Genomic DNA, 24,510 nt, shown 5'->3' on the forward strand with positions numbered 1-24,510 from the left:
AATCGTTTCAAACACCCTTCTCCCTTCGCCACCCGCATCCGTGCACGCATGTACGCAACCAAGGGGCCCCAGATGACCAAGGGTTGGAACCGCCGCGCCTTCCTCCGCACCTCCGTCGCCGGAGCGGGCGCCTCCGCCGCTCTGGGTTCCGGGGCCGTCGAGACCGCCGCCGCGTCGGCGGGAACGGCCGCCGACGCCTCGGGGGCCGGCCGGCTGCGGATCGAGCGCACGACCGTCGAGTACGCCGAGACACTGCTCGGCACCGAGGTCGAAAAGCCCAGACTGACCTGGGAGTTGGCCGCCGAGGGGCGCGGGGCCCGGCAGACCGCGTACCAGGTGAGAGTGGCGCTGAGCAAGAAGGGCCTGCGCCAGGAGCGGCGCACGGTCTGGGACTCGGGGCGGGTCACCTCGGACCGGACCGTCGGTATCGCCTACGACGGCCCGGCTCTCCAGCCGCGCACCCGTTACCACTGGCACGTCAGGGTGTGGGACGGCGAGGGCCGGCCGTCGGCGTGGAGTGCGCCCCGCTGGTGGGAGACAACGTTGTCCAAGGATGCCTGGAAGGGGGTCTGGATCGGTGCGGCCGCCGCGCCGGAGCCGCCGACGTTCGACGGCGCGTCCTGGATCTGGTCACCCGGCTCGACCTCCAACGACGCGCCCGCCGGGCCCCGTTGGTTCCGGGGCGCGCTGACACCGCCCGCGGGCGCGGAGGTCCGGAAGGCGACGCTGCTCGCCACGGCCGACGACGACTTCACCCTGTATCTCGGCGGCGAGCGGGTGGCGCACCAGCCCGAGCAGACCGATGCCTGGCGGCAGGGCCATCTCGTCGACGTCACCGAGCAGGTACGTGCCGCCGGGTCCGGGCCGATCGCGGTCGCCGCCCTGGCGACGAACCGCGGCAACGCCTCCGTCAACCCCGGAGGACTGCTCGTACGGCTCATCGTGGAGACCGGATCGGACACGGTCGAACTGGTCACGGACGAGGGGTGGCGCTGTGCCGAGAATGAGCAAGAAGGCTGGCAGCGGCCGGAGTTCGACGACAGCGGGTGGCCCGAGGCGGCCGTACTCGCGGCGTACGGACAAGGCCCCTGGGGCAACGGTGTGTCGATCACGGCGACCGAGCAGCCGGCTCCGCTGCTGCGACACGAGTTCGCCGTCCCGAAGCCCGTGGCCCGCGCTCGCCTCTACATCAGCGGACTCGCCTACTACGACGCCGAGATCAACGGCAGACGCGTCGGCCGTCAGGTCCTCGACCCGGGCTTCACCGACTACGACGAGACCGTGCTGTACGCGGTGCACGACGTGACGGACCTCCTCCGCCGGGGCACCAACGCGATCGGGGTGACCCTCGGCCGCGGCTTCTTCGGCATGACGACACCGAACGTGTGGAACTGGCACCGCCCTCCGTGGCACGGCGAGCCGCGGCTCCTCGGCCAGTTGGAGATCGACCACCCCGACGGTTCCCGCACCACGGTCGCCACGGACGGCCGGTGGCGGATCACCGATGGCCCGACCCTCTCCAACTCCCTGTACGCGGGCGAGAGTTACGACGCGCGCAAGGCACCCGGAGCGGCCTGGTCCCGCCCCGGATTCGACGACAGCGGCTGGCAGGAGGTCCAGCGGCAGGCGGCCCCTAAAGGCACCCTTCACGCACAGCCGCACGACCCGATCGAGGTCGTCGAGACCGTACGCCCGGTCGCCGTCGAGGAGTTGAGCGAGGGCGTGTACGTCGTCGACATGGGCCGCACGATGGCCGGCTGGACGCGGCTGACCGTGCGGGCCGGCGCCGGGACGACCGTACGCATGATCCACGGAGAGAAGCTGAAGTCCGACGGGAGCGTCCACGCCGAGACCGGGCACGTGCCGGGCCGGTTCCAGACCGACGAGTACGTGTGCGCGGGCGGCGGCGCCGACGAGGTGTGGGAGCCCAAGTTCTCGTACAAGGGCTTCCGTTACGTGCAGATCAGCGGGCTGCCCGCGAAGCCCAAGCCGTCGCAGGTGCTGGGCCGGGTCGTCCATACGCGCGTGGCGGAGACGGGTACGTTCGCCTGCTCCGAGCCGTTCTACGAGCGGCTGGAGGGGGCGATGCGGCGCACGGTCCTCAACAACCTGCACGGCATTCCGACGGACACGCCGATGTACGAGAAGAACGGCTGGACCGGTGACGCGCAGCTGGGCGCGCCCGTCATGACGTACGCGCTCGGAGTGCACCGCTTCCTCTCGAAGTGGCTCGGTGACCTGAAGGACAGTCAGAACGCCGACGGGCAGCTGCCGGTGATCGTCCCGAGCGGCGGCTGGGGCTACGGCGATCTCGGTCCTTCGCCCGAGTGGACGACGGTGTACCCCTTCCTGCTGCGGGAGATGTACCGCGTCTACGGGGACGAGCGGCTGGCCCGTGACCACTGGGCGCCGCTGACGCGCTATCTGGACTGGGAGATCTCCCGGCTGAAGGACGGGCTCGCGGTGACCGCCCTGGGCGACTATCTGCCGCCGGGGTACGGCGGCAACCCGCCCGAGGACACCCGGCTGACCGCGACGGCGTATCTGCACCGGGCACTCACGGACACGGCGGAACTGGCGGATCTGCTGCGCGACGCGGAGGTCGCCGACCGTTATCGCAAGGCCGCCGACGGGCTCAAGGCGGCGTTCAACGCGGCCTTCCTGGGACCGGACGGGCACTACCGCACGGCGAAGGACCCCGGCTACCGCCAGACCAACAACTGCATTCCGCTCGCCTTCGGGCTGGTCCCGCCGGGCGCTCGGGCCACGGTCGTCGACTCCCTCCTCGCCGACATCAAGCAGCGCGGGAACCATCTCAACACCGGTGCGCTCGGGACGAGTGTGCTGTTGCGGCAGCTGTCCGCGCAGGGCCATCCCGAGGTGGCCCATGCGATCGCCACTCAGCGCACGTACCCGAGTTGGGGCTACTGGTTCGAGAACGGCGCCGACACCATGTGGGAGATGTGGCCGCTCGACTCGCGCTCCCGCGACCACTACTTCCAGGGCACGGTCGTGCAGTGGCTGTACGAGAACGTGGCCGGACTGCGTCCCGGAGACGCGGGCTACCGGACCTTCACGGTCCGCCCGGACGGCCGTACGGGCGTGAACTGGGCCCGTACCTCGGTCCGCACGGTACGTGGAGAGGCCTCGGCGGCGTGGTCGGTCGTGGACGGTTCGACACGGTTGTCGGTGCGGGTGCCGGTGGGTTCGACGGCCGAGGTGTGCGTGCCTGCAGAGAGTCGCTCGGCCGTGAAGGCGCCGGGCGGGGCGGGGTTCGTGCGGGTCGAGCCGGGGTTCGTGGTGTATGAAGTGGCCCACGGCGGCTGGGAGTTCGTGGCCCGGGGCCGGGCCGCCGAGTGATGTGAGGCGGCGAGAGCGACGACTGGGGCCTGGGGCCTGGGACCGAGAAAGGCATCGACGTGCAGCTCAACACCCGTACGTGGGGATCCGGCGACAAGAGTGCCGTACTCGTCCACGGCATCATGTCCGACTCCCGCACCTGGCGCCGGGTCGGACCGGCGCTCGCCGAGCGCGGGTACCGGGTGGTCGCGGTGGATCTGCGCGGGCACGGTGCGTCGCCTCGCGGCGAGTACAGCCCCGCGCTCTTCGCCCGCGACCTCGTGGACACCCTGACCGGGCGGGCCGACGTGGCCATCGGGCATTCCCTGGGCGGACTCGCGCTGTCGCTGGCCATCGACCGGCTGCGGCCGCGTCGCGCGGTGTACTGCGACCCGGTCTGGGCGACGTCCGCGCCCGACCGGCGGGTGGACGCGGCCGCGTTCGTCGAGGGCAGGAACGCGACCCGCGAGCACATCGCCCGGCTCAACCCCCGCTGGGACGAGGCCGATGTGGACATCGAACTCGCCACACTCGCGGACTGGGATCCCGACACGGCCCACTTCCTCGGCGGCCGCCCCCTGCTCGGCTTCCTCCCCACCCAGCCGGTGGTCCCCTCACTCGTCCAACTCGCCGACCCGAGCTTCCTCATCGGCCCCGAGGACGCCACCCACCTACGCGCGAGCCATTTCGAGGTCCGAACGGTCCCCGGCGCGGGCCACACCATCCACCGCGACGACTTCGACGGCTTCATGAAGTCGCTGGAGGGCTGGATCTGACCTCCCTGGAAAAGCGGTTGGAGTCACGGCGCCGCCGGGACACCATGTCCTGACGGTGCTGTGTCTCCTGAGGAAGAGGACCTGCTGGATGAAGAGGAACCGGCTCGGACGTACCGCCGTGGAGGTCACGGAGCTGGGGTTCGGGGGCGGGCCGCTGGGCGGGCTCTTCGAGCCGCTCGACGACACGACCGCGGCGGGGGCGCTGGCGGAGGCCTGGGACAGCGGCATCCGCTACTTCGACACCTCGCCGCACTACGGCATCGGCCACTCCGAGCGGCGCGTGGGTGAGCTGCTGCGGACGAGGCCGCGCGGGGAGTTCACGCTGTCGACGAAGGTCGGCCGGCTGCTCGTGCCACAGGATCCGGCGGGGCGGAAGGACGAGAGTTTCGAGGTGCCCGCGACGCACCGCCGGGTGTGGGACTTCTCGCGGGACGGGATCCGTCGCAGCGTGGAGGACTCCCTCACCCGTATGGGCGTCGACCGGATCGACGTGCTGTTCCTCCATGACGCCGAGTCCCACTTCGAGACCGCGCTGCGTGACGGCTGCCCGGCGCTCGCCGAGCTGCGCGCCGAGGGGGTCGTCGGTGCGATCGGCGCGGGCATGTACCACCCCGGAATGCTGACCCGGCTCGTCGAGGAGACCGACGTCGACGTGGTGATGCTCTCCGGCCGCTACACCCTCCTCGACCACAGTGCCCTCGACGACCTCCTCCCCGCCTGCGCGGCCCGCGACGTCTCGGTCCTGGCGGCCTCCGTCTTCAACTCCGGCCTCCTGGCCACCCCGCGCCCCACCTCCGAGGCCCGCTTCGACTACGCCCCCGCCTCGCAGGCCCTCCTCCAGCGCGCCCACCGCATCGCCGACATCTGCGAAACCCACGGTGTGACCCTCCCCCAGGCCGCCATGGCCTTCCCCCTCCTCCACTCCACGATCGCGGGCATCGTGGTGGGCATGCGCACGGCCGAAGAGGTACGCAGCAACATCGCGTCCCTCGCCACGAACGTCCCGCAGCCCCTGTGGGACGACCTCCGCGCGGATGGCCTCTTGGACGAACGGGCTCCTACGAAGGGGTAGTCCAGTCTTCCGAGTCAGGAGATTAGGACCCCGTGCGGGATTCCAGGTCGGTGCGGGTGTCGTTGCCGTAGACGCCTGATTCGTCGCCGCGGATGCCGTACCAGAGCTGGAAACGGGCTACCGCCTCGGTGAGTGTGGCGTCGTAGCGGCCGGTGGCCGTGCCGCCCTCGTACACGTTGGGGATGCGGAGCAGTCGTTCCTGGAGGTCGCTCACCTCCGGGCCGCTGTCGCCCTCGCGGAGGGTGCCTGCGCCATCGGGGTCGGGAGCGGCGGCGGGCTGGGACGGTGCCGGGGCGGATGACGCGGCCGGGGGCGGCGCCTGGGCCTTGTCGTCGGTGGCCTCGCGGTCCCAGGTGAGCAGAAGGGCCGCGCTGAATCCCGCCAGGGCGGCGGCCACGGCGGCGATGGCGATCGCCGTGCGGCGGAACAGGGACGTACGGCCGTGCGCCGTCGTGCGGGCGACCCGGCGGCCGCGTGTGCCGCCCTGATCGTGGCCTTCGTCGCTGCCGAAGTCGACGATGTACGGCGGCAGTTCCTGGGTGTCGTCCTCCGCCGTACGAGGCAGTGCGGCGGTGTCCGCTACCGGGACCGCGACGAATTCGTACCCGTCGTCCGGGTCGCGTTCCCGTTCCTGGACCTGTCGCACCAGCTCGGACAGGGCTCCGGACCGGCGTCGGCGCATGACGTGGGTCGGTTCCAGCGCCGACCGGTTCGGTGGCAGTTGTGGGTCGGACGGTGTCGACAACCTGCTCTCCCTCCGGGCGGTACTGAGGATTGATACGGGTACCCCCGCCCGGAAGTTCAACAGCGGCCCGCCGAGTTGATCGCCCTGGGCGTGGGCGACCCCCGAGCGAGGCCGGTTGCTCGACGGGACCGGCTGCCCGATGGAGCCGGCAGCCGGGTGGGCTCCGCCCGTCAGTACGTCGTACCGGCGGAGCCCACCCGGCGCCCGTCAGCGGTTCATCAACGCGAAGACGCCCCAGCCCAGGTACTCACGCTGGTACCGGACGTGCCGTACGGGTCCGGTGGCGAGGTCCTCGCGCATCTCGTCCGCCATCTCGTCGTCGGGATGCGCGTCCAGCCAGCGCCGGGTGTTGAGCCACTGCGCCGCCACATACCGGTCCCAGCTGTCCTGGTCGGCGAGGACCATCTCCACCACGTCGCAGCCGAGCCGGCCGAAGAGTTCGAGCAGCTCGGGGAGCGGGTGGAAGTCGTCCTTCGTGGTGGCGTGGCAGCCCTCGACGGTGGCCTGGTCCTGGGGCTCCCGGCGCCAGTACGGCTCGCCGATCAGCATGATCCCGCCCGGCGCCAGGCTCCGGCGGAGCAGTTCGACGGTGCCGGCCGCCCCGTCACCGATCCAGGTGGCGCCGAGGCATGCCGCGACGCCGACGGGTTCGTCGGCGACATGGCCGGTCGCGTCCCCGTGCCGGAAGGCGACCCGGTCGGTGACCCCGAGCTCCGTCGCCCGGGCATGCGCCGCGGCGAGGAACTCGGTGCTGATGTCCACTCCGGTGCCGGTCACCTGGTGGTCGCGCGCCCAGGTGCACAGCATCTCGCCGCTGCCGCAGGCGAGGTCGAGCACGCTCGTCCCAGGAGCCAGGTCGAGGGCCCGGCCGAGCGTGGCCAGCTTCTCGCTGGTGAACGGGTTGTGAATGCGGTGTCCGCTCTCGCGGATGGTGAAGCTACGTGGAAGATCCACTTCTGGGATTCCTTCGGTCCGAGGAGGTCGTGGTGGCTGAAGTACGCAGCCCGTCGTACGCGGCCGCGCTCGTCAGGACCGTCATCTCCCGCACCTCATTCGGTAGGCACACCATCACTCGGACCGGGCGAGGCTAGATCTGCTCGTCCGGCCCTGTCCAACGGTTTTTTGCCGCGTCGGCAACAAAGGCCGGGCAATCAGATGACAATGAAAATGATTGTCGATAGCGTGTGCGTCGGTCACGCCGTCCGCGCCCCGCCATGGGGCGCCCCTGGCGTGCCCGGAATCTCAACCAGCGTGCGCGAAAGGGGAGTTGTGGCTCATCTGTTGGTGGTCGAGAGCTGGGTCGGGTCGATGAGCAGACTGCTGCCACGGGCGGTCCGGGAGGGCGGGCACGAGTTCACGTTCCTCACCCGCGATCTGCACCACTACCTGCGCTCCGCCCCGGAGGGCACGGCCCACCCCCTGCTCGCGGCCCGCAATGTGCTGACCGCCGACACGAACGACGTCGACACCCTGCTCCCGGAGGCCGAGCGCCTGCACGGGGCTCTCGGCTTCGACGGGGTGGTCACGTCCTGCGACTACTACCTGCCGACCGTGGCACGCATCGCCGCCCGGCTGGAGCTCCCCGGTCCCACGCCGGAATCGGTGGAGAACGCCTGCCGCAAGGACACGACCCGCCGCGTCCTGGGCGAGGCCGGCGTCCCCGGCCCGCGGTTCGCCGTCTGCGCCGACCGGGCCGAGGCGGAGGAGGCCGCGCGGGAGCTCGGCTTCCCGCTGGTGGTCAAGCCGGTCGACCTGTGCGCGGGCATGTACGTACGGCGCGTGGACGACGAGCGCGAGCTGTCGGACGCCTGCCGGGCCATCGCGGACTTCCCGGTGAACGCGCGCGGCCAGATCCGGGCGCCCGTCCTCCTCCTCGAAGAACTCCTCGACGGGCCCGAGGTCAGCGTGGAGACCGTGTCGTTCGACGGTTCGACCCATGTGGTGGGCGTGACCGACAAGAGCGTCGGCGGAGCGCCCGCGTTCATCGAGACGGGCCATATGTTCCCGGCCGCGCTCGCGCCCGGTGACACGGAGGCCGCCCAGGACACCGCGGTGCTGGCGATCAAGGCGCTCGGCCTCGACTCCGTGGTCGCCCACACCGAGATCAAGCTGACCGCCGCCGGTCCGCGGGTCGTCGAGGTCAATCCCCGTCCGGCCGGAAACCGCATCACCGAGCTGATCCGGCACGTCACCGGACTCGACCTGGCCGCGGCCTGCGTGGAGGTCGCTCTCGGCCGCGCTCCCGACCTGCGGCGGAGCGAGACGGGGCTGCGCAGCGCGGCCGTCGGCTTCCTGGTGCCGGACGCCACGGGGACACTGGAGGCGATCGACGGCTGCGATCAAGTGCGCGGCGCGCAGGGTGTGCTGGAGGTCCAGTTCGCCGAGCCGGGGCGGGCGGTCAAGGCCGCGGGCAGCAACAACGAGTACCTCGGTCATGTGATGGCGGGTGACGCGGAGGGGCTCGGTGCACGGGCCCGTGTCGAGTCGCTGCTGTCCGGGCTGCGGCCGCGGGTGAACACCCGATGAGCGCGACGACCGGCACCGGGGCATCGGCCCCCGCCGTCCAGGAGAGGGCGGGGAGAGCGGCCGCCCCATCCGCCACCGGACCCGCGACCTCGTACGACACGACACCCCCGGCCGGGCTCGACGCCACACCCCCGGCCTCGTACGACGACCTGGCCGGTCGCGTCCTGGCCGGCCGGCTCGGTCCGGACCCCCGCACCCTGCGCATCGCCGTGGCGTTCACCACCAGCCAGGTCGTACGTCATGACGGGCGCCGCGGCGGATACCGAAACGAGGTGCTCAGCCTGCGCCTCGACCGGGCCGTCGGCTCGTGTGCGGTCGAACCGGGGGCGCTGTCCGAAGACGCGGTGGACGACTGTGCCGGCGCGGACGTGGCGCGGCTGCTGGAGCATCCGCTGACGCCGGTCAGGGTGGCGGCTCTGGACGCGTATCTGATGCATGTCACCCCGCACACGCCGGAGAACGGGGCACTCCCCCGGACGCTGCCCGCCGGGAGTTCCCTGGAGAAGTCCCGCGCTCGGGCGAAGGCCGTCGTCGAGCTGCTGGACGTCCGGCCGGGGCAGTCCGTGCTCGTCGTCGGCGTCGTCAACTCCCTGCTTGAGGCGCTCCGTTCACGAGGCGTCCCGTACATACCGTGCGATCTCAAGGGTGGCCGGACGGAGTGGGGCGAGCCGATCGCGACCGACGCGATCGCCGAACTCGACGCATGCGACGCCGTGTTGGCGTCCGGTATGACGCTCGGCAACGGGTCCTTCGAACCGTTGCGGGAGCATGCCCTGCGCTCCGGCAAGCAGTTGGTGATGTTCGCGCAGACGGGAAGCGCCGTCCTGCCGCGCTTCCTCGGCGCCGGAGTGAGTGCGGTGTGCGCGGAGCCGTACCCGTTCTTCTGGCTGGACGGCGGCCCCGGCGTCATCCACCGCTACGGGCACTGGTCCGGGCATCCGTCCGACCACCGGTCCGGACATCGCGACGGCTCCACGGAGGCCGCGCTGTGACGACGGCCGCGCTGCGCCCCCTCACCGCCAACCCCGATCTCCTCGCGCTCCTCGGCCGCACGCCGCTGGCCCGGGTGACCACCGATCTGCCCTGCCCCCAGCCCGGCTTCTGGGCCAAGCTCGAAGGGCTCGCCGCCGGTGGCATGAAGGCGCGGGCCGCCGTGTCCATGCTGCTCGGCGCCCGCGAACGGGGTGAACTGCGGCCCGGCGCACCGGTGGTGGAGTCCACCTCGGGGACGCTCGGAATCGGTCTCGCCTTCGCCGGGCAGGCACTCGGGCATCCCATCGTGCTGGTCGGCGACACCGAACTGGAACCGTCCATGCGGCAGTTGCTGCGCACCTACGGGGTCCGTCTCGAACTAGTCGACCGCCCGGCGGCCGTTGGCGGCTGGCAGGCCGCGCGGCTGGCCCGGCTGCGGGAGCTGCTCGCGGTGCTGCCGGACGCGTACTGGCCCGACCAGTACAACAACCCCGACAACATCGCCGGGTACGCCTCGCTCGCTGCCGAACTCGCCACCCAGCTCGACCACTTGGACGTACTGGTGTGCAGTGTCGGCACCGGCGGTCACAGTGCCGGGGTGGTGGGGCCGTTGCGCAGGCACTGGCCGGGGCTGCGCCTGATCGGTGTGGACGCCACCGGCTCCACCATCTTCGGCCAGCCCGCCCGGCCCCGCCTGATGCGCGGCCTCGGGAGCAGCATCCATCCGCGCAATGTGGCGTACGAGGCGTTCGACGAGGTGCACTGGGTCGGCCCGGCCGAGTCCGCGGACGCCTGTCGACGTCTCGCTCGCGGGAGTTTCGTCAGCGGCGGCTGGAGTACCGGAGCGGTGGCGCTCGTCTCGGCATGGGCCGCCCGCGTCCACCCCGGGGCCGTGGTCGCCACCGTCTTCCCCGACGGACCGCACCGCTATCTCGGCACGGTCTACGACGACGACTTCGCGGCCGCGCACGGCCTCGACCCGGCCGGCGCCGCCACCCGGCCCGTCGAGATCCCGCATCCGCGTGCCGTCGAGGCCACCGGCTGGGTCCGCTGCGCCACGGTCACCGACCCGCTGCACACCCCCTTGGAAGGGAGCCCGTGAAGGCCACCCTGCGCACCGTGCGGCTCGCGCTCGCCGAGCCGCTGCGCATATCCCGTTCGACGATGGCCGCCCGCGACGCCGTCTGGCTGACGGTCGAGCACGAGGGCCTGACCGGCCACGGCGAGGCCGTCACCAGCGTCTACTACGGCCTCGACACCGCGGAACTGGAACGGCAGTTGTACGAGGCCGGTCTGGATCTGGGCCGATTCGGCGACCCCGAGAACGCGCTGCGGGAACGGCCCGCGGGCGACCGGCCGCCGGCGGTGACCGCGGCCGTCGAGGCCGCGCTGCTCGACCTGTGCGGCAAGCGGTCCGGTGTCCCGGTGCACCGGCTGCTCGGCGCGAGGAGCGCTCCGAGCGCCCGGACCGCCCGCACCATCGGGATCGTCCCGGCCGAGCGCGCCGCCGCGCAGGCCCGCTCGCTCGCGGAGAGCGGCTTCACCGTCATCAAGGTCAAGGCGGGTGCCCCGGACCCCGAGGACGACCTCGACCGCATACGCGCCATAGCCTCCGCCGCGCCCCGGGCCCGGCTGCTCCTCGACCCCAACGGTGCCTGGACGTCCGCTCAGGCACTTCAACTTCTCCCCCGTTACGCCGAGTTGGGCGTCGAGGCCGTCGAACAGCCCCTTGCCCCCGGCGATCCGGAGGCGCTGGCGCGGCTGGCCGAGCGTTCACCGCTGCCCCTGATCGCCGACGAGGACGCCGTCACGTACGAGGACGTACGCCGTCTCGTGGGCCGGGTGCACGGCGTGAACGTCAAGCTCGCCAAGTGCGGTGGTCCGTACACGGCGCTGCGGATCGCCGAGTTGGTCGAGGGCAGCGGCACCGACCTGATGCTCGGCTGTCTCACCGCCAGCACCCTCGGCCTCGCGCCCTCCGTGCATCTCGCCGACCGCGCCCGCTGGGCCGACCTCGACGGGCATCTGCTGCTCGCCGACGACCCGTGGACCGGCATCGGGGGCACCGACGGTGTCGTACGGGCGAGTGATCTGCCCGGGCTCGGCGTACGGGAGAGGCAGGTGAGCCGTGAAGACGCTGCATGAGATACGCGGCTTCTCGCCCGCGATCCGGCTGCTCCTGGTCAACCAGCTGGGCGTCAACACCGGTTTCTATCTGCTCATCCCCTATCTGGCCACGCATCTGGGCGAGGACCTGGGCATGTCGGCGGCGGTCGTCGGGATCGTGCTCGGGGTGCGCAACCTCAGCCAGCAGGGGCTGTTCCTCATCGGCGGATCGGCCGCGGACCGGCTCGGGGCACGCGGCGTGATCATCGCCGGGTGTGCGGTGCGTACCGTCGGCTTCGCGCTGTTCGCGCTCGGGGACGGGCTCGCGGTGCTGCTCGCCGCGTCCGTGCTGAGCGGACTCGCGGGGGCGTTGTTCAACCCGGCCGTGCGGGCCTATCTCTCGCAGGAGGCCGGTGAGCGCAAGGCCGAGGCGTTCGCGCTGTTCAACGTCTTCGCGACCACCGGTGCGCTGATCGGGCCGTTGCTCGGCAGTGTCCTGCTGCTGTTCGACTTCCGGGCCTCCGCGCTCACGGCCGCCGGGATCTTCGCGGTGCTGACCGTGGCGCAGGCGCTCGTGCTGCCGGCGCGGGCGGTGCCGAAGAGCACGGGCGGTGTGCTCGCGGACTGGCGTGAGGTGGTGGGCAACCGCGCGTTCCTGGCCTTCTCGCTCGCCATGGTCGGCATGTTCACCCTGGAGAACCAGCTGTATCTGCTGCTGCCCGACGGCGCCCGCCGGGCCACGGGCTGGGACGGCGCGGCCGGACTCGTCTTCCTGGTGGGCGCGCTCGCCAATCTCGCCCTGCAGATGCGCCTGACCCGGGCTCTGAAGGACCGCGGGCATCAGGCAATCGGTGTGGGGCTCGCCCTCATGGGTCTGGCCTTCCTGCCGCCGATGCTGGTGTCGGGGGCCTCGCCGGAGGTGTGGCACGCCGTGCCCGTCCTCGTCGGTGTCCTGTTCCTCTACGTCGGCGTCATGGTCGCCCAGCCCTTCGTGATGGAGCTGATCCCCGGCTTCGGGCGGCCTGAGCTGACCGGCACGTACTTCGGGATCTTCTACATGGTGTCCGGGATCGCGGCGGCCGTGGGCAACACGGTCGTCGGCTGGGCCATGGACACCGGTGATGAGCGGGGAGCTTCCTGGCTGCCGTGGGCCTGCTGCCTGGTCTTCGGCCTGGCGTCTGCGGGCGGGGTCACCTGGCTGCGTCGTCTCAAGGCGCTGCCCGAGCGTCCCGTGCCCGTGGGGGCGACGGCATGACGAGCGGGAATCTGCTGACCGACAACCCTGAGCTGTACGAGGCCCGGTTCCCCGATCCCGATCGGCTGGCCGGGCGGTGGGCCGAGGACTGCCTGCGGCGGTACGCGGCCGGTCCGAGGGTTCTCGACCTGGGCTGCGGCACCGGCCGGGACGCGGCCCAGCTGCACGCGTCCGGGCGGACGGTCGTCGGGGCCGACCTCTCCGAGGCGATGCTGGCGTACGCCCGCGAGCGACACCCCGGCCCGGAGTACGTGCGCGCCGATCTGAGGGACTTCTCGCTCGGCGTCTTCGACGCCGTGGTGTGTCTGGACAGTTCGCTGCTGTACTGCCACACCAACGACGATCTCGACGGCTTTCTCGCCTCCTGTCGCCGGAGCCTGGCACCCGGAGGCCTGCTCGTCGCCGAGATGCGCAACGGCGCCTACTTCCTCGGCCGCGACGACCTGTTGAACACACCGAAGGTCAACGCCTTTGCCTGGCAGGGGACTTCGTACCGGTCGACGACCACGCTGTACGTCGACCGCACCGCGCAACTCCTGCGGCGTACCCGCGCATGGACCGCCGACGACGGCTCGGCCCCCGTCGAACAGCGATCTGCCTGGCGGCTGCTCCTCCCGCTGGAGCTGCGTCACTTCCTCGCCTCCCACGGCTTCACCGTGCTCGCGCTGCACGACGGTCCGGGGCCGCGCACCGAACCGCCGTGGCAGGAGGGCGACCTGCCCGGGACCGCGGCAGAGGCCGACCGGCTGCACGTGGTGGCCCGGCTCGACGTCTGACCGCACCACGCCTCCCTGCCTCAACTGCTTCGTCCACCTCACACAGCAAGGACATCGTCATGCATGAATACCCCGGCCTCCGTCGTAGAGGCTTCCTCGCCGCCGCCTCGGGTGCGGGCGCCCTCGCCCTCGTCGGCTGCGGCAGCTCGGACAACGGCTCGGGTGCGGGCGCGGACGGCGGGAACGACGGGAAGCCCCGGCGCGGCGGGCGGCTCCGGGCCGCCTTCGCGGGCGGCGGTGCGAGCGAGACGCTCGATCCGCACCTGGCCAACCTGTTCGCCGATGTGGCCCGCGCGAAGGCGCTCTTCGACAAGCTCGCCGACTACGGCGACGACCTCTCCGCCCAGCCGCGCCTGGCCTCCGGCTGGGAGCCGAACGCGGGCCTGGACCGCTGGAAGGTAACCCTGCGGAAGGCGGAATTCCACGACGGGAAGCCCGTCACCGCCGAGGACGTCCTGTTCAGCTACCGCCGTATCGCAGATCCCGAGAAGGCGTTCCGCGCAAAGGCCTCCCTCGAACCCATCGACCTGAAGGCGAGCCGGGCCGTCGACGAGCGGACCGTGGAGTTCGTCCTCAAGCGGCCGACCGCCGAATTCCCCAATGTGCTGGCCGCGTTCGGCGCGTACATCGTGCCCGACGGGACGTCGGACACCGCCTTCGACAAGAAGCCGGTCGGCTCCGGGCCGTTCCGCTTCGCGTCGTTCGCACCGGGCCGCTCGGCGGTCTTCCGGCGCAACGACGCCTACTGGGACGGCGCCCCGCACCTCGACGAGCTGGAGTTCGTCGTCGCCAACGAGGAGTCCGCGCGGGTCAACTCGCTGCTCGGCGGACAGGTCGAGTACGCCCATGAGCTGAACCCGACGACCGCGCGCGCCCACGAGGGCAAGGGCCAGATCGAGATCGTGCGGCTGCGGAACAGCGCCATGCAGGCTTTCGCCATGAAGACGGACCGGGCGCCCTTCGACGACAAGAGGGTCCGGGAGGCGTTCTTCCTCATCGCCGACCGCCAGGAACTGATCGACGGCGCGCTGTCCGGGGCGGGCGCGGTCGGCAACGACCTGTTCGGCAAGGGGTACGAGTACTACGCGGACGGCCTGCCGCAGCGCGAGCAAGACCTCGACCGGGCCCGTTCCCTCCTCAAGAAGGCGGGCGCGGAGAAGCTGAAGGTCACGCTGGACACGTCGGCGGTCGCGGCCGGATTCACCGAGGCGGCCGGCATCTTCCGCGACCAGGCCGCCAAGGCCGGTGTCACCGTCGAGGTGAAGATGGGCAGCAAGGACTCGTACTGGGCGGACATCCTCGACTCCGGAACCCTGTGCTGCTACCGCTCGGGCGCGATGCCCATCGAGTCGCACATCTCGCAGCGGCTGCTCACCGACTCCACCACCAACGCCACCAAGTGGCACCACAAGGACTTCGACGCGCTCTACCACCAGGCGCAGTCCACGAAGGACGAGACCGAACGCGCCGCCGTGTTCGGCCGGATGCAGCGCCGCCTGTATGCGGAGGGCGGATTCCTGGTGTGGGGGTTCGCCGACTGGATCATCGGAACGGCCCGCACGGTCAAGGGAGTTGAGCGGAAGGCGCCCGCGAACACGCTCGACTGGGCGCGGTTCGACAAGGTCTGGCTGGCGTGAGCGGACTGGGCTCGTGGGCCGCCCGTCGGCTGCTGCTCGGTGGCGCGCAGACCGTGGCCGTGGTGGTGCTGGTCTTCGCGCTCACCGAGGCGCTGCCGGGCGACGCGGCGGTGGCCCTCGCCGGGGACCAGCCGGATCCGGCGCGGATCGCCGCCATCCGCGAGGCGCTGGACCTGGACCGTCCCGCGTACGAACGGCTCGCCGACTGGGCGACCGGCCTGCTGCACGCGGACTTCGGGAACTCCCTGACGTCCGGGCGGCCCGTCTCCTCGTACATCTCCGACGCCTTCGGTCCCACCCTGCTCCTCGCCGGGCTCACGGTCGCGTTGCTGGTGCCGGTCGGGGTCGGGCTCGGGGTGCTGGCCGCGCGGTTCGAGGGGCGGTTCGTGGACCGGCTGGTCAGTTCCGTGACGCTCGGGGTGTACGCGGTGCCGGAGTTCGCGTTCGGGGTGCTGCTGGTGACGGTGTTCGCGCTGCGGCTCGGCTGGCTGCCGCCGACGGCGGTCGGCTATGGCACGGATCTGCTCGGGCATCCGGCCGCGCTCGTACTGCCGGTGCTCGTCCTGCTGTCCCGGCCGGTGTGCTCGCTGTCCCGGCTGGTGCGCGCCGGGATGATCGACGCGCTCGCCTCGCCGTACGTCGCGCAGGCCCGCCGTTACGGGATCCCGGGCACCCGGGTGCGGTACGCGCACGCGTTGCCCAACGCGATCGCGCCCGCCGCCCAGCAACTCGCCCGCACCGTCGACTGGTTGTTGTGCGGGGTCATCGTCGTGGAGGCGCTGTTCGTGATTCCCGGACTGGGGACCGTACTGATGAACGCCGTCGCCGAACGGGATGTACCGGTGGTGCAGGGGCTCGCGGTGATCTTCGGAGTGATCACCGTCGTGCTGAACCTGGGGGCCGATCTCGTCGCCCACCGGTTCGCGCCGCGGGCGGAGGTGGCCGCGTGAGGAGACGGGCGAAGTGGCTGCCGTCGGGGCGCTTCGCGCTCGGGGCCGCCCTGGTGTGCGTACCGCTGGTACTCGCCCTGTTCGGGCCGCTGTTCGCGGGTCAACCCGGGCCGCGGGCCGTCTCCTTCACGCTCGGCGACGGGCACTGGCTCGGCACGGACTTCGTGGGGCGTGACGTGTGGCGGCAGGTGCTGTTCGGCGGCCGGCCCGTGGTGGTCGTCGCCCTCGCGGCCACGACGCTGGCCTATCTGGTGGCGCTGCCGGTCGGGCTGATCAGCGCGCTCACCCACCGGACCTGGTTGGAAGAGGTGCTGATGAGGCCGCTGGACGTGCTCCTCGCCGTGCCGTCGCTGCTGATGATCCTGCTGGTCGCGTCGGTGTTCTCGCCCGGCGCGGCGGGTCTCGCCCTGCTGGTGGCGCTCGTCAACATCCCGGACGCGGCACGCATCGTGCGCGCCGCCGCGGCGGACGTGGCCTCGCGTCCGACGGTGGAGGCGCTGCGGATGCAGGGCGAGTCGTGGTGGCGCATCGCCGTCGGCCATGTCGGCCGGTCGATCCTGCGGCCGCTCGCCGCCGACGCGGGCGTGCGGCTGACGGGTGTCCTCTATCTGGTGGCCACGGCCGCCTTCCTGGGCATCGGGGTGGCCCCGGACGCGGCCGACTGGGCGGTGATGGTGGACCGCAACCGTACGGGTCTGTTCGTGCAGCCGTGGGCCGTGGTGGTCCCGGCGCTGCTGATCGTGGCACTGACGATGGGCTGCAATCTGCTCTTCGACGCGCTGCTCAGGACTGAACGGGATGTCGCCCACGACGCCGTTGCTGCTCGTGACCATGTGAAGGAGCCCCGCCCGTGAGCGAGTCGACCGCGGTGGCGGAGATCGAGGAGCTGACCGTCGAGGTCGGTGGGCGGCGCATCGTCGACGGGGTGAGCCTGCGGGTTCTGCCGGGGAGGGTGACCGCGCTGGTGGGTGCCTCCGGCAGCGGGAAGACGACGACAGGGCGTGCGCTGCTGGGCGAGTTCCCGTCGGGCGCGCGGGTCACCGGCTCCGTACGGGTGGACGAGGCACTGGTCGGCTACGTCCCGCAGCATCCGGCGGCGGTGCTCAACCCCGCGCGGCGGATCGGTGCGCTGCTGTACGACATCGCGCGGGGCCAGGTGCGCGAACTGCCTCGACGTGCCCGTCGTGCCGCGGCGCGGGAGCACGTCCTGAACGCCTTGGAGATGGCACAACTTCCGGATGGATCACAGCTGTTGAGGCGCTTTCCGCATCAGCTCTCGGGTGGCCAGCAGCAGCGCGTCGTCCTCGCTCAGGCCCTGCTCCTCGGCGCGCGGGTCGTCGTAGCGGACGAGCCCACCACCGGGCAGGACGCGCTGACGAAGCGACGCGTGGTCGACGAACTGGCGGCGGTCGCCGCGCGGGGTATCGGCGTCGTCCTGCTCAGCCACGACCTGGAGACCGTACGCGCGCTCGCCGACGAGGTACTGGTCATGCGGGACGGCCGGGTCGTCGAGTCCGGGCCGACGGAGCGGGTATGGCTCGCGCCCTCGCATCCATGGACGCGTGAACTCCTCGCGGAACAGCCGACGTTGAGAAGCGATACACCGGCAACGTCGGACTCGTGCACCGTGCTTCAGGTCCGCGATCTCCGTGCCCGGCACGGCGACGTCGAGGTGCTGCATACGCCGGAACTCGCCCTGCGCTCCAGCGAGTGCCTCGCCGTCCTCGGCCGCTCCGGCAGCGGAAAGACGACACTCGCCCGCTGCATGGCCGGACTCCATCGCAGGTACGAGGGCGAGGTACTGCTCGACGGGGTGGTACTGCCACCGAGCCTGCGCGATCGTGCGCGCGGTCAACTGGCCGCCGTGCAGTACGTGTTCCAGGACGCGCGCGCCTCCTTCGACGAACGCCGGCCGGTGCTCGACCAGGTGGCCCGTACGGCGGTACGGCTGCGTGGGGTGCCCCCTCGGGAGGCCCTGGCCGAGGCGTCGAAGGTCCTCAACAGCCTTGGCCTGGCTGACGAGTTGGCGGACCGCTCACCCGCCCGGCTCTCAGGTGGCGAACTCCAACGGGCGGCACTGGCCCGGGCCCTGCTCGCCCGGCCGCGGGTCCTGGTGTGCGACGAGATCACCTCCGGGCTCGACACGGTCACCCGCCGGGGCATCCTCGACCTGCTCGCCGGGCTGCTGCGGGACCGCGGCGACCTGTCCCTCGTACTGATCACACACGACCTGGACACCGCCCGACTCGCTTCCCGAATCGCGGTGTTGGACGCCGGGGAGGTGGTCGAGCAGGGCCCGGCCGAGGACGTGCTGACAGCACCGGCACATCCGTTCACCGTGTCCTTGGTGGAGACTTCGGGCCGTTCGAGAGTACGGCGGTGACCGGGCGGATCCTGTGCGCCGTGAAGTCGCCGGGCGTCAGCGCGGTCGGTGAGGGGGCAGTCGTCCTCGGTCAGCGCGGAGGCGACGATGTCGGAGGCGGCGATATCAGGGGCGACGTACCGGCGGCCGGCGGCGACGTCGCGGATGATCTCCGCCAGTCTGGCCGCGGCGGTGGTCTTCGGTAACGCCGTTCAGCAGGTGACGTCCGGCCGACGTCACCCCGGGTCCCGGTCGGCCGGGGGGACTGGTGCGTGCACGTTGGCACCGCGCTCTCGCCGCGTCAACGGTCCTTTCCGTTGTACCGCAGAAATACGACGGGCGCCGTTTCAGCAATTCACTGGGGGGTCGGGGATTCATTGGTGAGCTGTCGCGTGAGGGGCCGCACGGCCATGGGCGGACCGGCCGGGGCGGGGAAACCGCGTCGCCGTCGGGCGGACCGTACCGCTATCGTTCGATCTCCTGACCAGCCGTTTCAGCGGCTTCCCACATTCGGAGAGCAGCGCTCATGACCAGTCGGCACGCGACGACGACCCTCTGGCGCCCGGTCGGCCCCAAAGAGCTGGATCTGGTCAGGGAACTGAAGTGGCGCGCCTGGCCGCCGCGTCTCCCCGAGCAGCCGATCTTCTACCCGGTCCTCAACGAGGACTACGCGGTCAGGATCGCGCGGGACTGGAACGTGAAACACGATGGCGCCGGGTTCGTCACGCGATTCGAGGTCGAGTCGGAGTTCCTGCGCCGGTATCCCGTCCAGCAGGCCGGTGGACGGACGATCCTCGAGTTGTGGGTTCCGGCCGAAGAGCTGGACGACTTCAATGCCCACATCGTGGGAGAGATCCAGCTCGTCCACGAGTTCCGCTGAGAGACACGGGGAAGACACAGGAGGCGGCACGGGAGGGGACGCACGTCTTCCGGCCGTACACACGAGCCCGATCCGCTGTTCTTGGCCCTTGTCCCCGGCACTTGGCCGGATCCCGTCCGGCGGCCGGGGCGGCGGCTCTACGTTGTGTGGTGAGACTTGCGACGGCGCGTGCTGAGGAGGCTGTTCGGTGACTCACGATTCGTCCGCACCCGCGGGCCAGCGGTCGAAGATCGACACATCGGTGCCGCATTCGGCCCGGATCTGGAACTACTGGCTGGGCGGGAAGGACAACTACCCCGTCGACCATCAGGTGGGCGACGCGTTCCGTGAGTTCTTCCCGGGCATCGAGGAACTCGCCCGGGGTTCCCGGGCCTTCCTCGGCCGGGCCGTTCGTCATCTGGCGGGCGAAGCGGGTGTCCGGCAGTTCCTGGACGTCGGCACCGGACTCCCCACCGTGGACAACACGCATCAGATAGCCCAGCGCGTGGCCCCCGAGGCACGCATCGTCTACGTCGACAACGACCCGCTGGTGCTGGCGCACGCCCGGGCGCTGCTGACCAGCACCCCGCAGGGGGTGACCGACTACATCGACGCGGATCTGCACGATCCCGACGCGATCCTGCGGCAGGCGGCCACGACGCTGGATCTGACCCGTCCGGTGGCGCTCACCCTGATGCAGGTCAGCGGGCACATCGCCGACTACGACGAGGCGCGTTCCATCGTGACCACGCTGATGGAGGCCCTGCCGTCCGGCAGCTTCCTGGCGTTCAACGACAGCGTGGACACCCACAAGGCCAACGCCGAGGCCACCCGGCGCTACAACGAGAGCGGCGCCGCCCCGTACTTCCTCCGCAGCCCGGAACAACTGGCCGGCTTCTTCGAGGGCCTGGAGCTGCTGGACCCGGGTGTGGTCCCGCTCGCGGAGTGGCGGCCCGACCCGGGCGCCGCCGCGATCCCGTCCGAGGTGATCGCCCTCGGCGGTGTCGGCCGCAAGCCGTGATCCGCTGCCTGTAAAGGTCCGGCCGGTCCCAGGGCCGTCCTCCATGGCTCAGTCTTTGCCCGGGCCAAAGGATCTCCTGAACCGGCGCAGCCGTACTCCCCGGCATCTGCACCGCCACCGCGGGGCGAAAGCAGCGTTCCCGGAGCACTCCACTTCGGGGACGGATGGGCCAGGAGGAGCCATGCGTATGTCCCGGAACGTGGCGGGAACGGTCTTCGTCGTCGGCAGTCTGACGCTGACCCTCGTCGCGCTCGCGTATCCCGCGATGCTCGGGGTGCAGAACGCGTCGAGTTCCTCGTCGCGCATCATCGCCCGTACCTCGACCGGCCCGCTCACGGAAGCGGACCGCGATTTCGTCGTCAAGGTGCGCGCCGCCGGGCTGTGGGAGTTCCCCTCCGGCGAGCTGGCCCTGACGAAAGGCACGACCCAGCCCGTCAGGACGGCGGGCGAGCACCTGATCTCGGGCCACGCCGCGCTCGACGCCGAGTGCCGGCTGATCGCTCCCCGGCTGGGGATCACCCTGCCCAACCAGGCGTCCCCTCAGCAGCAGGGCTTCGTGGCGACCCTGACCGCGGACCACGGCAAGCAGTTCGACACCGACCTCGCCAACATCCTGCGGGTGACCCACGGCCAGATCTTCCCGACCGTCGCGAAGATCCGTGCCACCACCGAGAACAGCCTGGTCAGGGAGCTGGCCGACCAGGCCAACGACACCGTCCTGGACCACATCTCCGTCCTGGAGAAGACCGGGCTGGTCGACTTCGACTCGGTCCTCTTCCAGGAGACGACCCCTCCGAAGCTGCCCGCCGGCGATGTCACGCCGCCCCCGCCCCAGCCAGGAGCGCCGGTCGTCGCTCTCAATCCGCCGTCCGGCAGCACCTCACCGACACCGTCACCGACGGTGCGGTAGGCCTGCGGCGCGGCGCCGCAGGCTGTCCCGCGCGACTCACCGCACGCTCGTGCCGTACATCTCGCCGAGCGGATCCGCGATCAGCTCGACGCGGGTTCCATCGGGGTCGCGGAAGTAGACCGAAGTGCCGCTCTCCTCCTGGTAGTCCACCCCGGCCGCGTCGAGCCGGTCGCGCAAACGGCGCCAGGCGGTGGGTTCGACGGAGATGGCCAGGTGGTGGAGGCCGCCGAGGACTTCCGCGTACGGGCCGAGATCGAGGCCGGGGAAGTCGAAGAAGGCGAGCAGGTTGCCGTGACCGATGTCGAAGAAGAAGTGGGTCGAGCCCTTGTAGTCGCGGTTCTCGAACATCTCCGTGAGCGGGAACTCCAGCAGTTCCTGGTAGAAGCGCACCGTCCGCTCGACGTCGCCGGAGAGCAGCGCGACATGGTGCACGCCCCGGGCCGAACTGGGCCGTCTGTCCGGGGCAAGATAGGCATCCCGGATCCGTGCCCTCTCGGTCTCGATCGCCGTCAGGTCCAAGGGTTTCTCCTCCTGGCTCGCCACGTGTGCGAACACTCCTCACACAATGGATCGGGACGTCGGCCACGACGGCCGGCGCCGGCGCGTCGCCGACACCATCGCGAAAACGATTTGCCGTTCAACCACCGGTCACTCTAGGCATCCCCTCCGCCCGGTCAAGGGGCAGCGGAGGCGAACGAACGGAGCCACACCATGGACCTGCTTCCCTTCAGCACCGCGCACGCGACGACCGTGGCGACCTGGCCGGTCTCCGCGATCGAGGTCGCGATGTGGTGCGGGCGGCGGGAGTTCCCCGTGGCCGGTGAGACCGTCGCGGCGTGGCAGCAGGACACGGACGTGACGGCTCGTCTGCTCGTCGAGGACGAACGGCCCGTCGCGTACGGGGAGTTGTGGTTCGACGCCGAGGAGGACGAGGTGGAGCTGGCGCGGATCATCGTGGCGCCCGCGGCCCGCGGTCGTGGCCTCGGGCGCGTACTGGTCCGGGGTCTGCTCGGTGAGGCCCGCGGCTCCGGGCACTCGGACGTGTTCATGCGGGTGCACCCGGACAACGACAGGGCTCTGCGCTGCTATCGGGGAGCCGGCTTCGCCCCCGTCGGCCCGGAACTGGCCGAGGCCTGGAACGCCGTACAGCCCGTCGACTACGTCTGGCTACGGCACCAGTGACACCCGAATGCCGAGCGTCCCCTTCTTCCCGCGGCGCAGCCGGCTGCCGAGCAGGACGAGGCGGCCGTTGATGCCGTATTTGCGGGCGATGAGACCGCGATAGTGGTCGGTGACGTCCTGGTCGCAGACCTCGGCGGTGGCGGGGAGCTGCTCGCCGGTCGGGTTGCCGCGGGCGTCACAGGGGCCGACCAGGACGTCGGCACGGTTGCGGATCCGCTTCACCTTCCACGAGTCCGCGACGGTCCAGACTCCGAGCGTGTCGCCGTCGCGGACCACCCACACCGGGGTCGCGACCGGCGTGCCGTTCTTCCGAAAGCTGGTGACCAGCAGGTATTTGCCGGCACCGAGCCGCTCCAGCGCTGCGTTGTCCACGCGGTGAGTCTAGGCGGCGGGCGGGCCCGGCGGGAGTCCGGCCGGCCGGGATCCTGGGCTGGCGGAATCCTAAGCCGGACGAGCGATCTCTGACGCCTCGTCAGCGATGCTCCGGGCTTTCCGGCGCGGGATGTGAAAGGGAGTCAGACGAAGAGTCAATTTGTACGACAATCATCCCGCTCGGAGGATCTCGCATGCCCGCCTCGCCACTCCCCCGCACCACCCGCGCCCGTACCGCCCGCGCCCGCACGGGGGCAGCCGCGCTCACGACGCTCGCCCTCGCCGGAACCGCCCTCCTCGGGGCCCCGGCCGCCGCCTTCGCCGCCCCCGGTGACAACGGCGACGTCAAGATCCACGCGGACACGACGCCCGAAGCCGACCAGCGCAACAACCCGAAGGTCTGCCAGTTCTACCTCGCCGCCTTCAACTTCGACCGGGGACAGGGGGTCACCTGGATCATCGAGCCCCAGCCGGCGAAGCGGGGCAGCGCCACGCTCACCGGCACCCTCGCACTGCCCACCGGCACCGGCCGGACGACCGGTCTGCTGGCCCTGCCGGACGGCCAGTACAAGCTCACCTGGCAGATCGTGGACGGCAAGGGCGCGGGCAAGCACAAGGTGTTCAAGGTCGACTGCAAGAAGACCCCGCCCGCCGGCGGATCCGAGGGCGTGACACCCGGCGGGCCCAACGGCGGAGTGCCCGCGGGCGGCGGCGGTCTCGCCGAGCCACCGAGTGTGTCGGCGGTCGGCGCCGCGGCGGCGTTGGGCCTGGTCGGAGTGTCGGGCTTCGTCTACTTCCGGTTGCTGCGCCGCCGGCCCAATGGCGCCGCGTAGGCGCGCGCCCAGGCCCTGGCACCGGACGCGCGCCTACCGTCTGACGCGGACGGCCGTGCTGGCGTTCTCGCTGGTGATGGGCGGCATCTGGTGGGCCGAGGACGACGGTCGGCCCCCGGAACCGGCCGCCGCCCCCGCCGCCCGGCCCGGGGACGCCACGGCGTCCCCGGGTTCCCCAGCCCCGGGTCCCTCCGCCGCCGCGACACCTGAGCCCCGGCGCGGCCACGTCCGGGTGCCGCCTCCCGTCCGCCGGCCCGGCCCGGTTCCCCGGCCGCTCCCGCGGTCCAGGGCGACGGTCCTGAGAATCCCGTATCTCGGTCTGGAGGCCCCGGTCGTCGGACTGCGCCTGGACGGGAAGCGGCAGCTCACCACTCCGCCGGTGGACAAGCCCGAACTGGTCGGCTGGTACGAGGGCGGCCCCTCGCCCGGCGAGGCGGGCACCGCCGTGGTGGTCGGCCACCTCGACACCGCCACCGGGCCCGCCGTCTTCGTCGGCCTCAGCGGACTGACTCCCGGCCGGCTCGTCGAGGCCCGGCGCGCCGACGGCCGCACCGCCGTATACACGGTGGACGCCGTCCGCACGTACGACAAGGAGCAGTTCCCCAGCCAGGAGGTGTACGGCGCCAGAAAGCGTCCCGAACTGCGGCTGATCACGTGCGGCGGGGCGTACGACCGGAGGACCGGCTACCGGAGCAATGTGGTCGTCTTCGCGCATCTGACCGGGACGCGCGAACCGGATCGCCCCGCATAGGTGACCGGCTCCACGCCTGCGGTCCACGTCGGCGGTCCACGTCGGCGATCCACGTCCGCAAGGCCC

At 71.4% G+C, this 24,510-nt stretch carries 23 protein-coding genes; 19 read left to right on the forward strand and 4 right to left on the reverse strand.

The window, feature by feature from the left end:
• Positions 1-72: 72 nt before the first annotated feature.
• The 3 genes from OG718_RS09895 (at position 73) to OG718_RS09905 (ending at position 5,187) form a co-directional block, all read left to right on the forward strand.
• Entirely contained in the window at positions 73-3,360 is a 3,288-nt protein-coding gene (locus OG718_RS09895; protein WP_328843931.1) for a family 78 glycoside hydrolase catalytic domain, read from the forward strand.
• A 59-nt stretch (positions 3,361-3,419) separates the two neighbouring features.
• On the forward strand, positions 3,420-4,115 hold the full coding sequence (locus tag OG718_RS09900; RefSeq protein WP_306936075.1) for an alpha/beta fold hydrolase: 696 nt from the start codon (positions 3,420-3,422) through the stop codon (positions 4,113-4,115).
• A gap of 88 nt (positions 4,116-4,203) precedes the next feature.
• Entirely contained in the window at positions 4,204-5,187 is a 984-nt protein-coding gene (locus OG718_RS09905; protein WP_143641129.1) for an aldo/keto reductase, read from the forward strand.
• Between the two features lie 22 nt (positions 5,188-5,209).
• On the opposite strand, the gene OG718_RS09910 is transcribed toward OG718_RS09905, so the two are convergent.
• Positions 5,210-5,932 (reverse strand): peptidoglycan-binding domain-containing protein, encoded by a 723-nt coding sequence (locus OG718_RS09910; protein WP_143641128.1) that lies wholly within the window; start codon positions 5,930-5,932, stop codon positions 5,210-5,212.
• 207 nt (positions 5,933-6,139) lie between these two features.
• Positions 6,140-6,886 carry an SAM-dependent methyltransferase gene (locus OG718_RS09915; protein WP_328843932.1) on the reverse strand — a complete coding sequence of 249 codons (747 nt, stop codon included), beginning with the start codon at positions 6,884-6,886 and terminating at the stop codon, positions 6,140-6,142.
• Positions 6,887-7,201: 315 nt separating this feature from the next.
• On the opposite strand from OG718_RS09915, the gene OG718_RS09920 reads away from it, so the two are divergent.
• The 13 genes from OG718_RS09920 to OG718_RS09980 all read left to right on the forward strand — a co-directional run bounded on the left by OG718_RS09920 (position 7,202) and on the right by OG718_RS09980 (position 21,306).
• Positions 7,202-8,458, forward strand: a complete 1,257-nt coding sequence (locus OG718_RS09920; RefSeq protein WP_328843933.1) for an ATP-grasp domain-containing protein — start codon at positions 7,202-7,204, stop codon at positions 8,456-8,458.
• A complete protein-coding gene (locus OG718_RS09925; protein WP_328843934.1) occupies positions 8,455-9,450 on the forward strand; it encodes a Rossmann-like domain-containing protein in 996 nt (331 codons plus the stop codon). The genes OG718_RS09920 and OG718_RS09925 overlap by 4 nt, the downstream gene beginning before the upstream one ends.
• Positions 9,447-10,532: a PLP-dependent cysteine synthase family protein gene (locus OG718_RS09930; RefSeq protein ID WP_143641124.1), complete on the forward strand. Its 1,086-nt coding sequence runs from the start codon at positions 9,447-9,449 to the stop codon at positions 10,530-10,532. The genes OG718_RS09925 and OG718_RS09930 overlap by 4 nt, the downstream gene beginning before the upstream one ends.
• Positions 10,529-11,575 (forward strand): mandelate racemase/muconate lactonizing enzyme family protein, encoded by a 1,047-nt coding sequence (locus OG718_RS09935; RefSeq protein ID WP_328843935.1) that lies wholly within the window; start codon positions 10,529-10,531, stop codon positions 11,573-11,575. Before OG718_RS09930 ends, OG718_RS09935 begins: the two co-directional genes overlap by 4 nt.
• Positions 11,559-12,791, forward strand: a complete 1,233-nt coding sequence (locus OG718_RS09940) for an MFS transporter (RefSeq protein WP_328843936.1) — start codon at positions 11,559-11,561, stop codon at positions 12,789-12,791. The genes OG718_RS09935 and OG718_RS09940 overlap by 17 nt, the downstream gene beginning before the upstream one ends.
• On the forward strand, positions 12,788-13,567 hold the full coding sequence (locus tag OG718_RS09945) for a class I SAM-dependent DNA methyltransferase (RefSeq protein WP_306936084.1): 780 nt from the start codon (positions 12,788-12,790) through the stop codon (positions 13,565-13,567). Before OG718_RS09940 ends, OG718_RS09945 begins: the two co-directional genes overlap by 4 nt.
• A 59-nt stretch (positions 13,568-13,626) precedes the next feature.
• Positions 13,627-15,204: an ABC transporter substrate-binding protein gene (locus OG718_RS09950; RefSeq protein WP_328843937.1), complete on the forward strand. Its 1,578-nt coding sequence runs from the start codon at positions 13,627-13,629 to the stop codon at positions 15,202-15,204.
• Entirely contained in the window at positions 15,201-16,154 is a 954-nt protein-coding gene (locus OG718_RS09955) for an ABC transporter permease (protein WP_328843938.1), read from the forward strand. Before OG718_RS09950 ends, OG718_RS09955 begins: the two co-directional genes overlap by 4 nt.
• Entirely contained in the window at positions 16,151-17,008 is an 858-nt protein-coding gene (locus OG718_RS09960; protein WP_306936087.1) for an ABC transporter permease, read from the forward strand. The genes OG718_RS09955 and OG718_RS09960 overlap by 4 nt, the downstream gene beginning before the upstream one ends.
• A complete protein-coding gene (locus OG718_RS09965) occupies positions 17,005-18,537 on the forward strand; it encodes an ABC transporter ATP-binding protein (protein ID WP_328843939.1) in 1,533 nt (510 codons plus the stop codon). Before OG718_RS09960 ends, OG718_RS09965 begins: the two co-directional genes overlap by 4 nt.
• A gap of 505 nt (positions 18,538-19,042) precedes the next feature.
• Positions 19,043-19,396, forward strand: coding sequence for a hypothetical protein (locus tag OG718_RS09970; protein WP_328843940.1), 354 nt, complete (start codon positions 19,043-19,045; stop codon positions 19,394-19,396).
• 187 nt (positions 19,397-19,583) lie between these two features.
• On the forward strand, positions 19,584-20,396 hold the full coding sequence (locus OG718_RS09975) for an SAM-dependent methyltransferase (RefSeq protein ID WP_143641116.1): 813 nt from the start codon (positions 19,584-19,586) through the stop codon (positions 20,394-20,396).
• Between the two features lie 181 nt (positions 20,397-20,577).
• Positions 20,578-21,306 (forward strand): DUF4142 domain-containing protein, encoded by a 729-nt coding sequence (locus tag OG718_RS09980; RefSeq protein ID WP_328843941.1) that lies wholly within the window; start codon positions 20,578-20,580, stop codon positions 21,304-21,306.
• 36 nt (positions 21,307-21,342) lie between these two features.
• Here OG718_RS09980 and OG718_RS09985 read toward each other — a convergent pair whose 3' ends face one another.
• Positions 21,343-21,849, reverse strand: a complete 507-nt coding sequence (locus tag OG718_RS09985) for a VOC family protein (RefSeq protein ID WP_223064948.1) — start codon at positions 21,847-21,849, stop codon at positions 21,343-21,345.
• A 168-nt stretch (positions 21,850-22,017) separates the two neighbouring features.
• Between OG718_RS09985 and OG718_RS09990 the strand changes: the two genes are divergently transcribed.
• Positions 22,018-22,488, forward strand: coding sequence for a GNAT family N-acetyltransferase (locus OG718_RS09990; protein ID WP_328843942.1), 471 nt, complete (start codon positions 22,018-22,020; stop codon positions 22,486-22,488).
• On the opposite strand, the gene OG718_RS09995 is transcribed toward OG718_RS09990, so the two are convergent.
• Positions 22,474-22,860: a PPOX class F420-dependent oxidoreductase gene (locus OG718_RS09995; protein WP_143641113.1), complete on the reverse strand. Its 387-nt coding sequence runs from the start codon at positions 22,858-22,860 to the stop codon at positions 22,474-22,476. The two genes, OG718_RS09990 and OG718_RS09995, sit on opposite strands and share 15 nt — an antisense overlap.
• Before the next feature lie 194 nt (positions 22,861-23,054).
• Between OG718_RS09995 and OG718_RS10000 the strand changes: the two genes are divergently transcribed.
• Positions 23,055-23,693, forward strand: a complete 639-nt coding sequence (locus tag OG718_RS10000) for a hypothetical protein (protein ID WP_328843943.1) — start codon at positions 23,055-23,057, stop codon at positions 23,691-23,693.
• Positions 23,680-24,444 carry a class F sortase gene (locus tag OG718_RS10005; RefSeq protein WP_143641111.1) on the forward strand — a complete coding sequence of 255 codons (765 nt, stop codon included), beginning with the start codon at positions 23,680-23,682 and terminating at the stop codon, positions 24,442-24,444. The genes OG718_RS10000 and OG718_RS10005 overlap by 14 nt, the downstream gene beginning before the upstream one ends.
• Positions 24,445-24,510: the final 66 nt, after the last annotated feature.

Origin of the sequence: Streptomyces sp. NBC_00258 (assembly GCF_036182465.1) — a bacterium.
Classification (GTDB): Bacteria; Actinomycetota; Actinomycetes; order Streptomycetales; family Streptomycetaceae; genus Streptomyces.

Coding starts and splice junctions, on each gene's coding strand:
- OG718_RS09990 (WP_328843942.1), top strand. CDS start 22,018: ATGGACCTGCTTCCCTTCAGCACCGCGCACGCGACGACCGTGGCGACC.
- OG718_RS09945 (WP_306936084.1), top strand. CDS start 12,788: ATGACGAGCGGGAATCTGCTGACCGACAACCCTGAGCTGTACGAGGCC.
- OG718_RS09925 (WP_328843934.1), top strand. CDS start 8,455: ATGAGCGCGACGACCGGCACCGGGGCATCGGCCCCCGCCGTCCAGGAG.
- OG718_RS09895 (WP_328843931.1), top strand. CDS start 73: ATGACCAAGGGTTGGAACCGCCGCGCCTTCCTCCGCACCTCCGTCGCC.
- OG718_RS09905 (WP_143641129.1), top strand. CDS start 4,204: ATGAAGAGGAACCGGCTCGGACGTACCGCCGTGGAGGTCACGGAGCTG.
- OG718_RS09970 (WP_328843940.1), top strand. CDS start 19,043: ATGACCAGTCGGCACGCGACGACGACCCTCTGGCGCCCGGTCGGCCCC.
- OG718_RS10000 (WP_328843943.1), top strand. CDS start 23,055: ATGCCCGCCTCGCCACTCCCCCGCACCACCCGCGCCCGTACCGCCCGC.
- OG718_RS10005 (WP_143641111.1), top strand. CDS start 23,680: ATGGCGCCGCGTAGGCGCGCGCCCAGGCCCTGGCACCGGACGCGCGCC.
- OG718_RS09950 (WP_328843937.1), top strand. CDS start 13,627: ATGCATGAATACCCCGGCCTCCGTCGTAGAGGCTTCCTCGCCGCCGCC.
- OG718_RS09980 (WP_328843941.1), top strand. CDS start 20,578: ATGCGTATGTCCCGGAACGTGGCGGGAACGGTCTTCGTCGTCGGCAGT.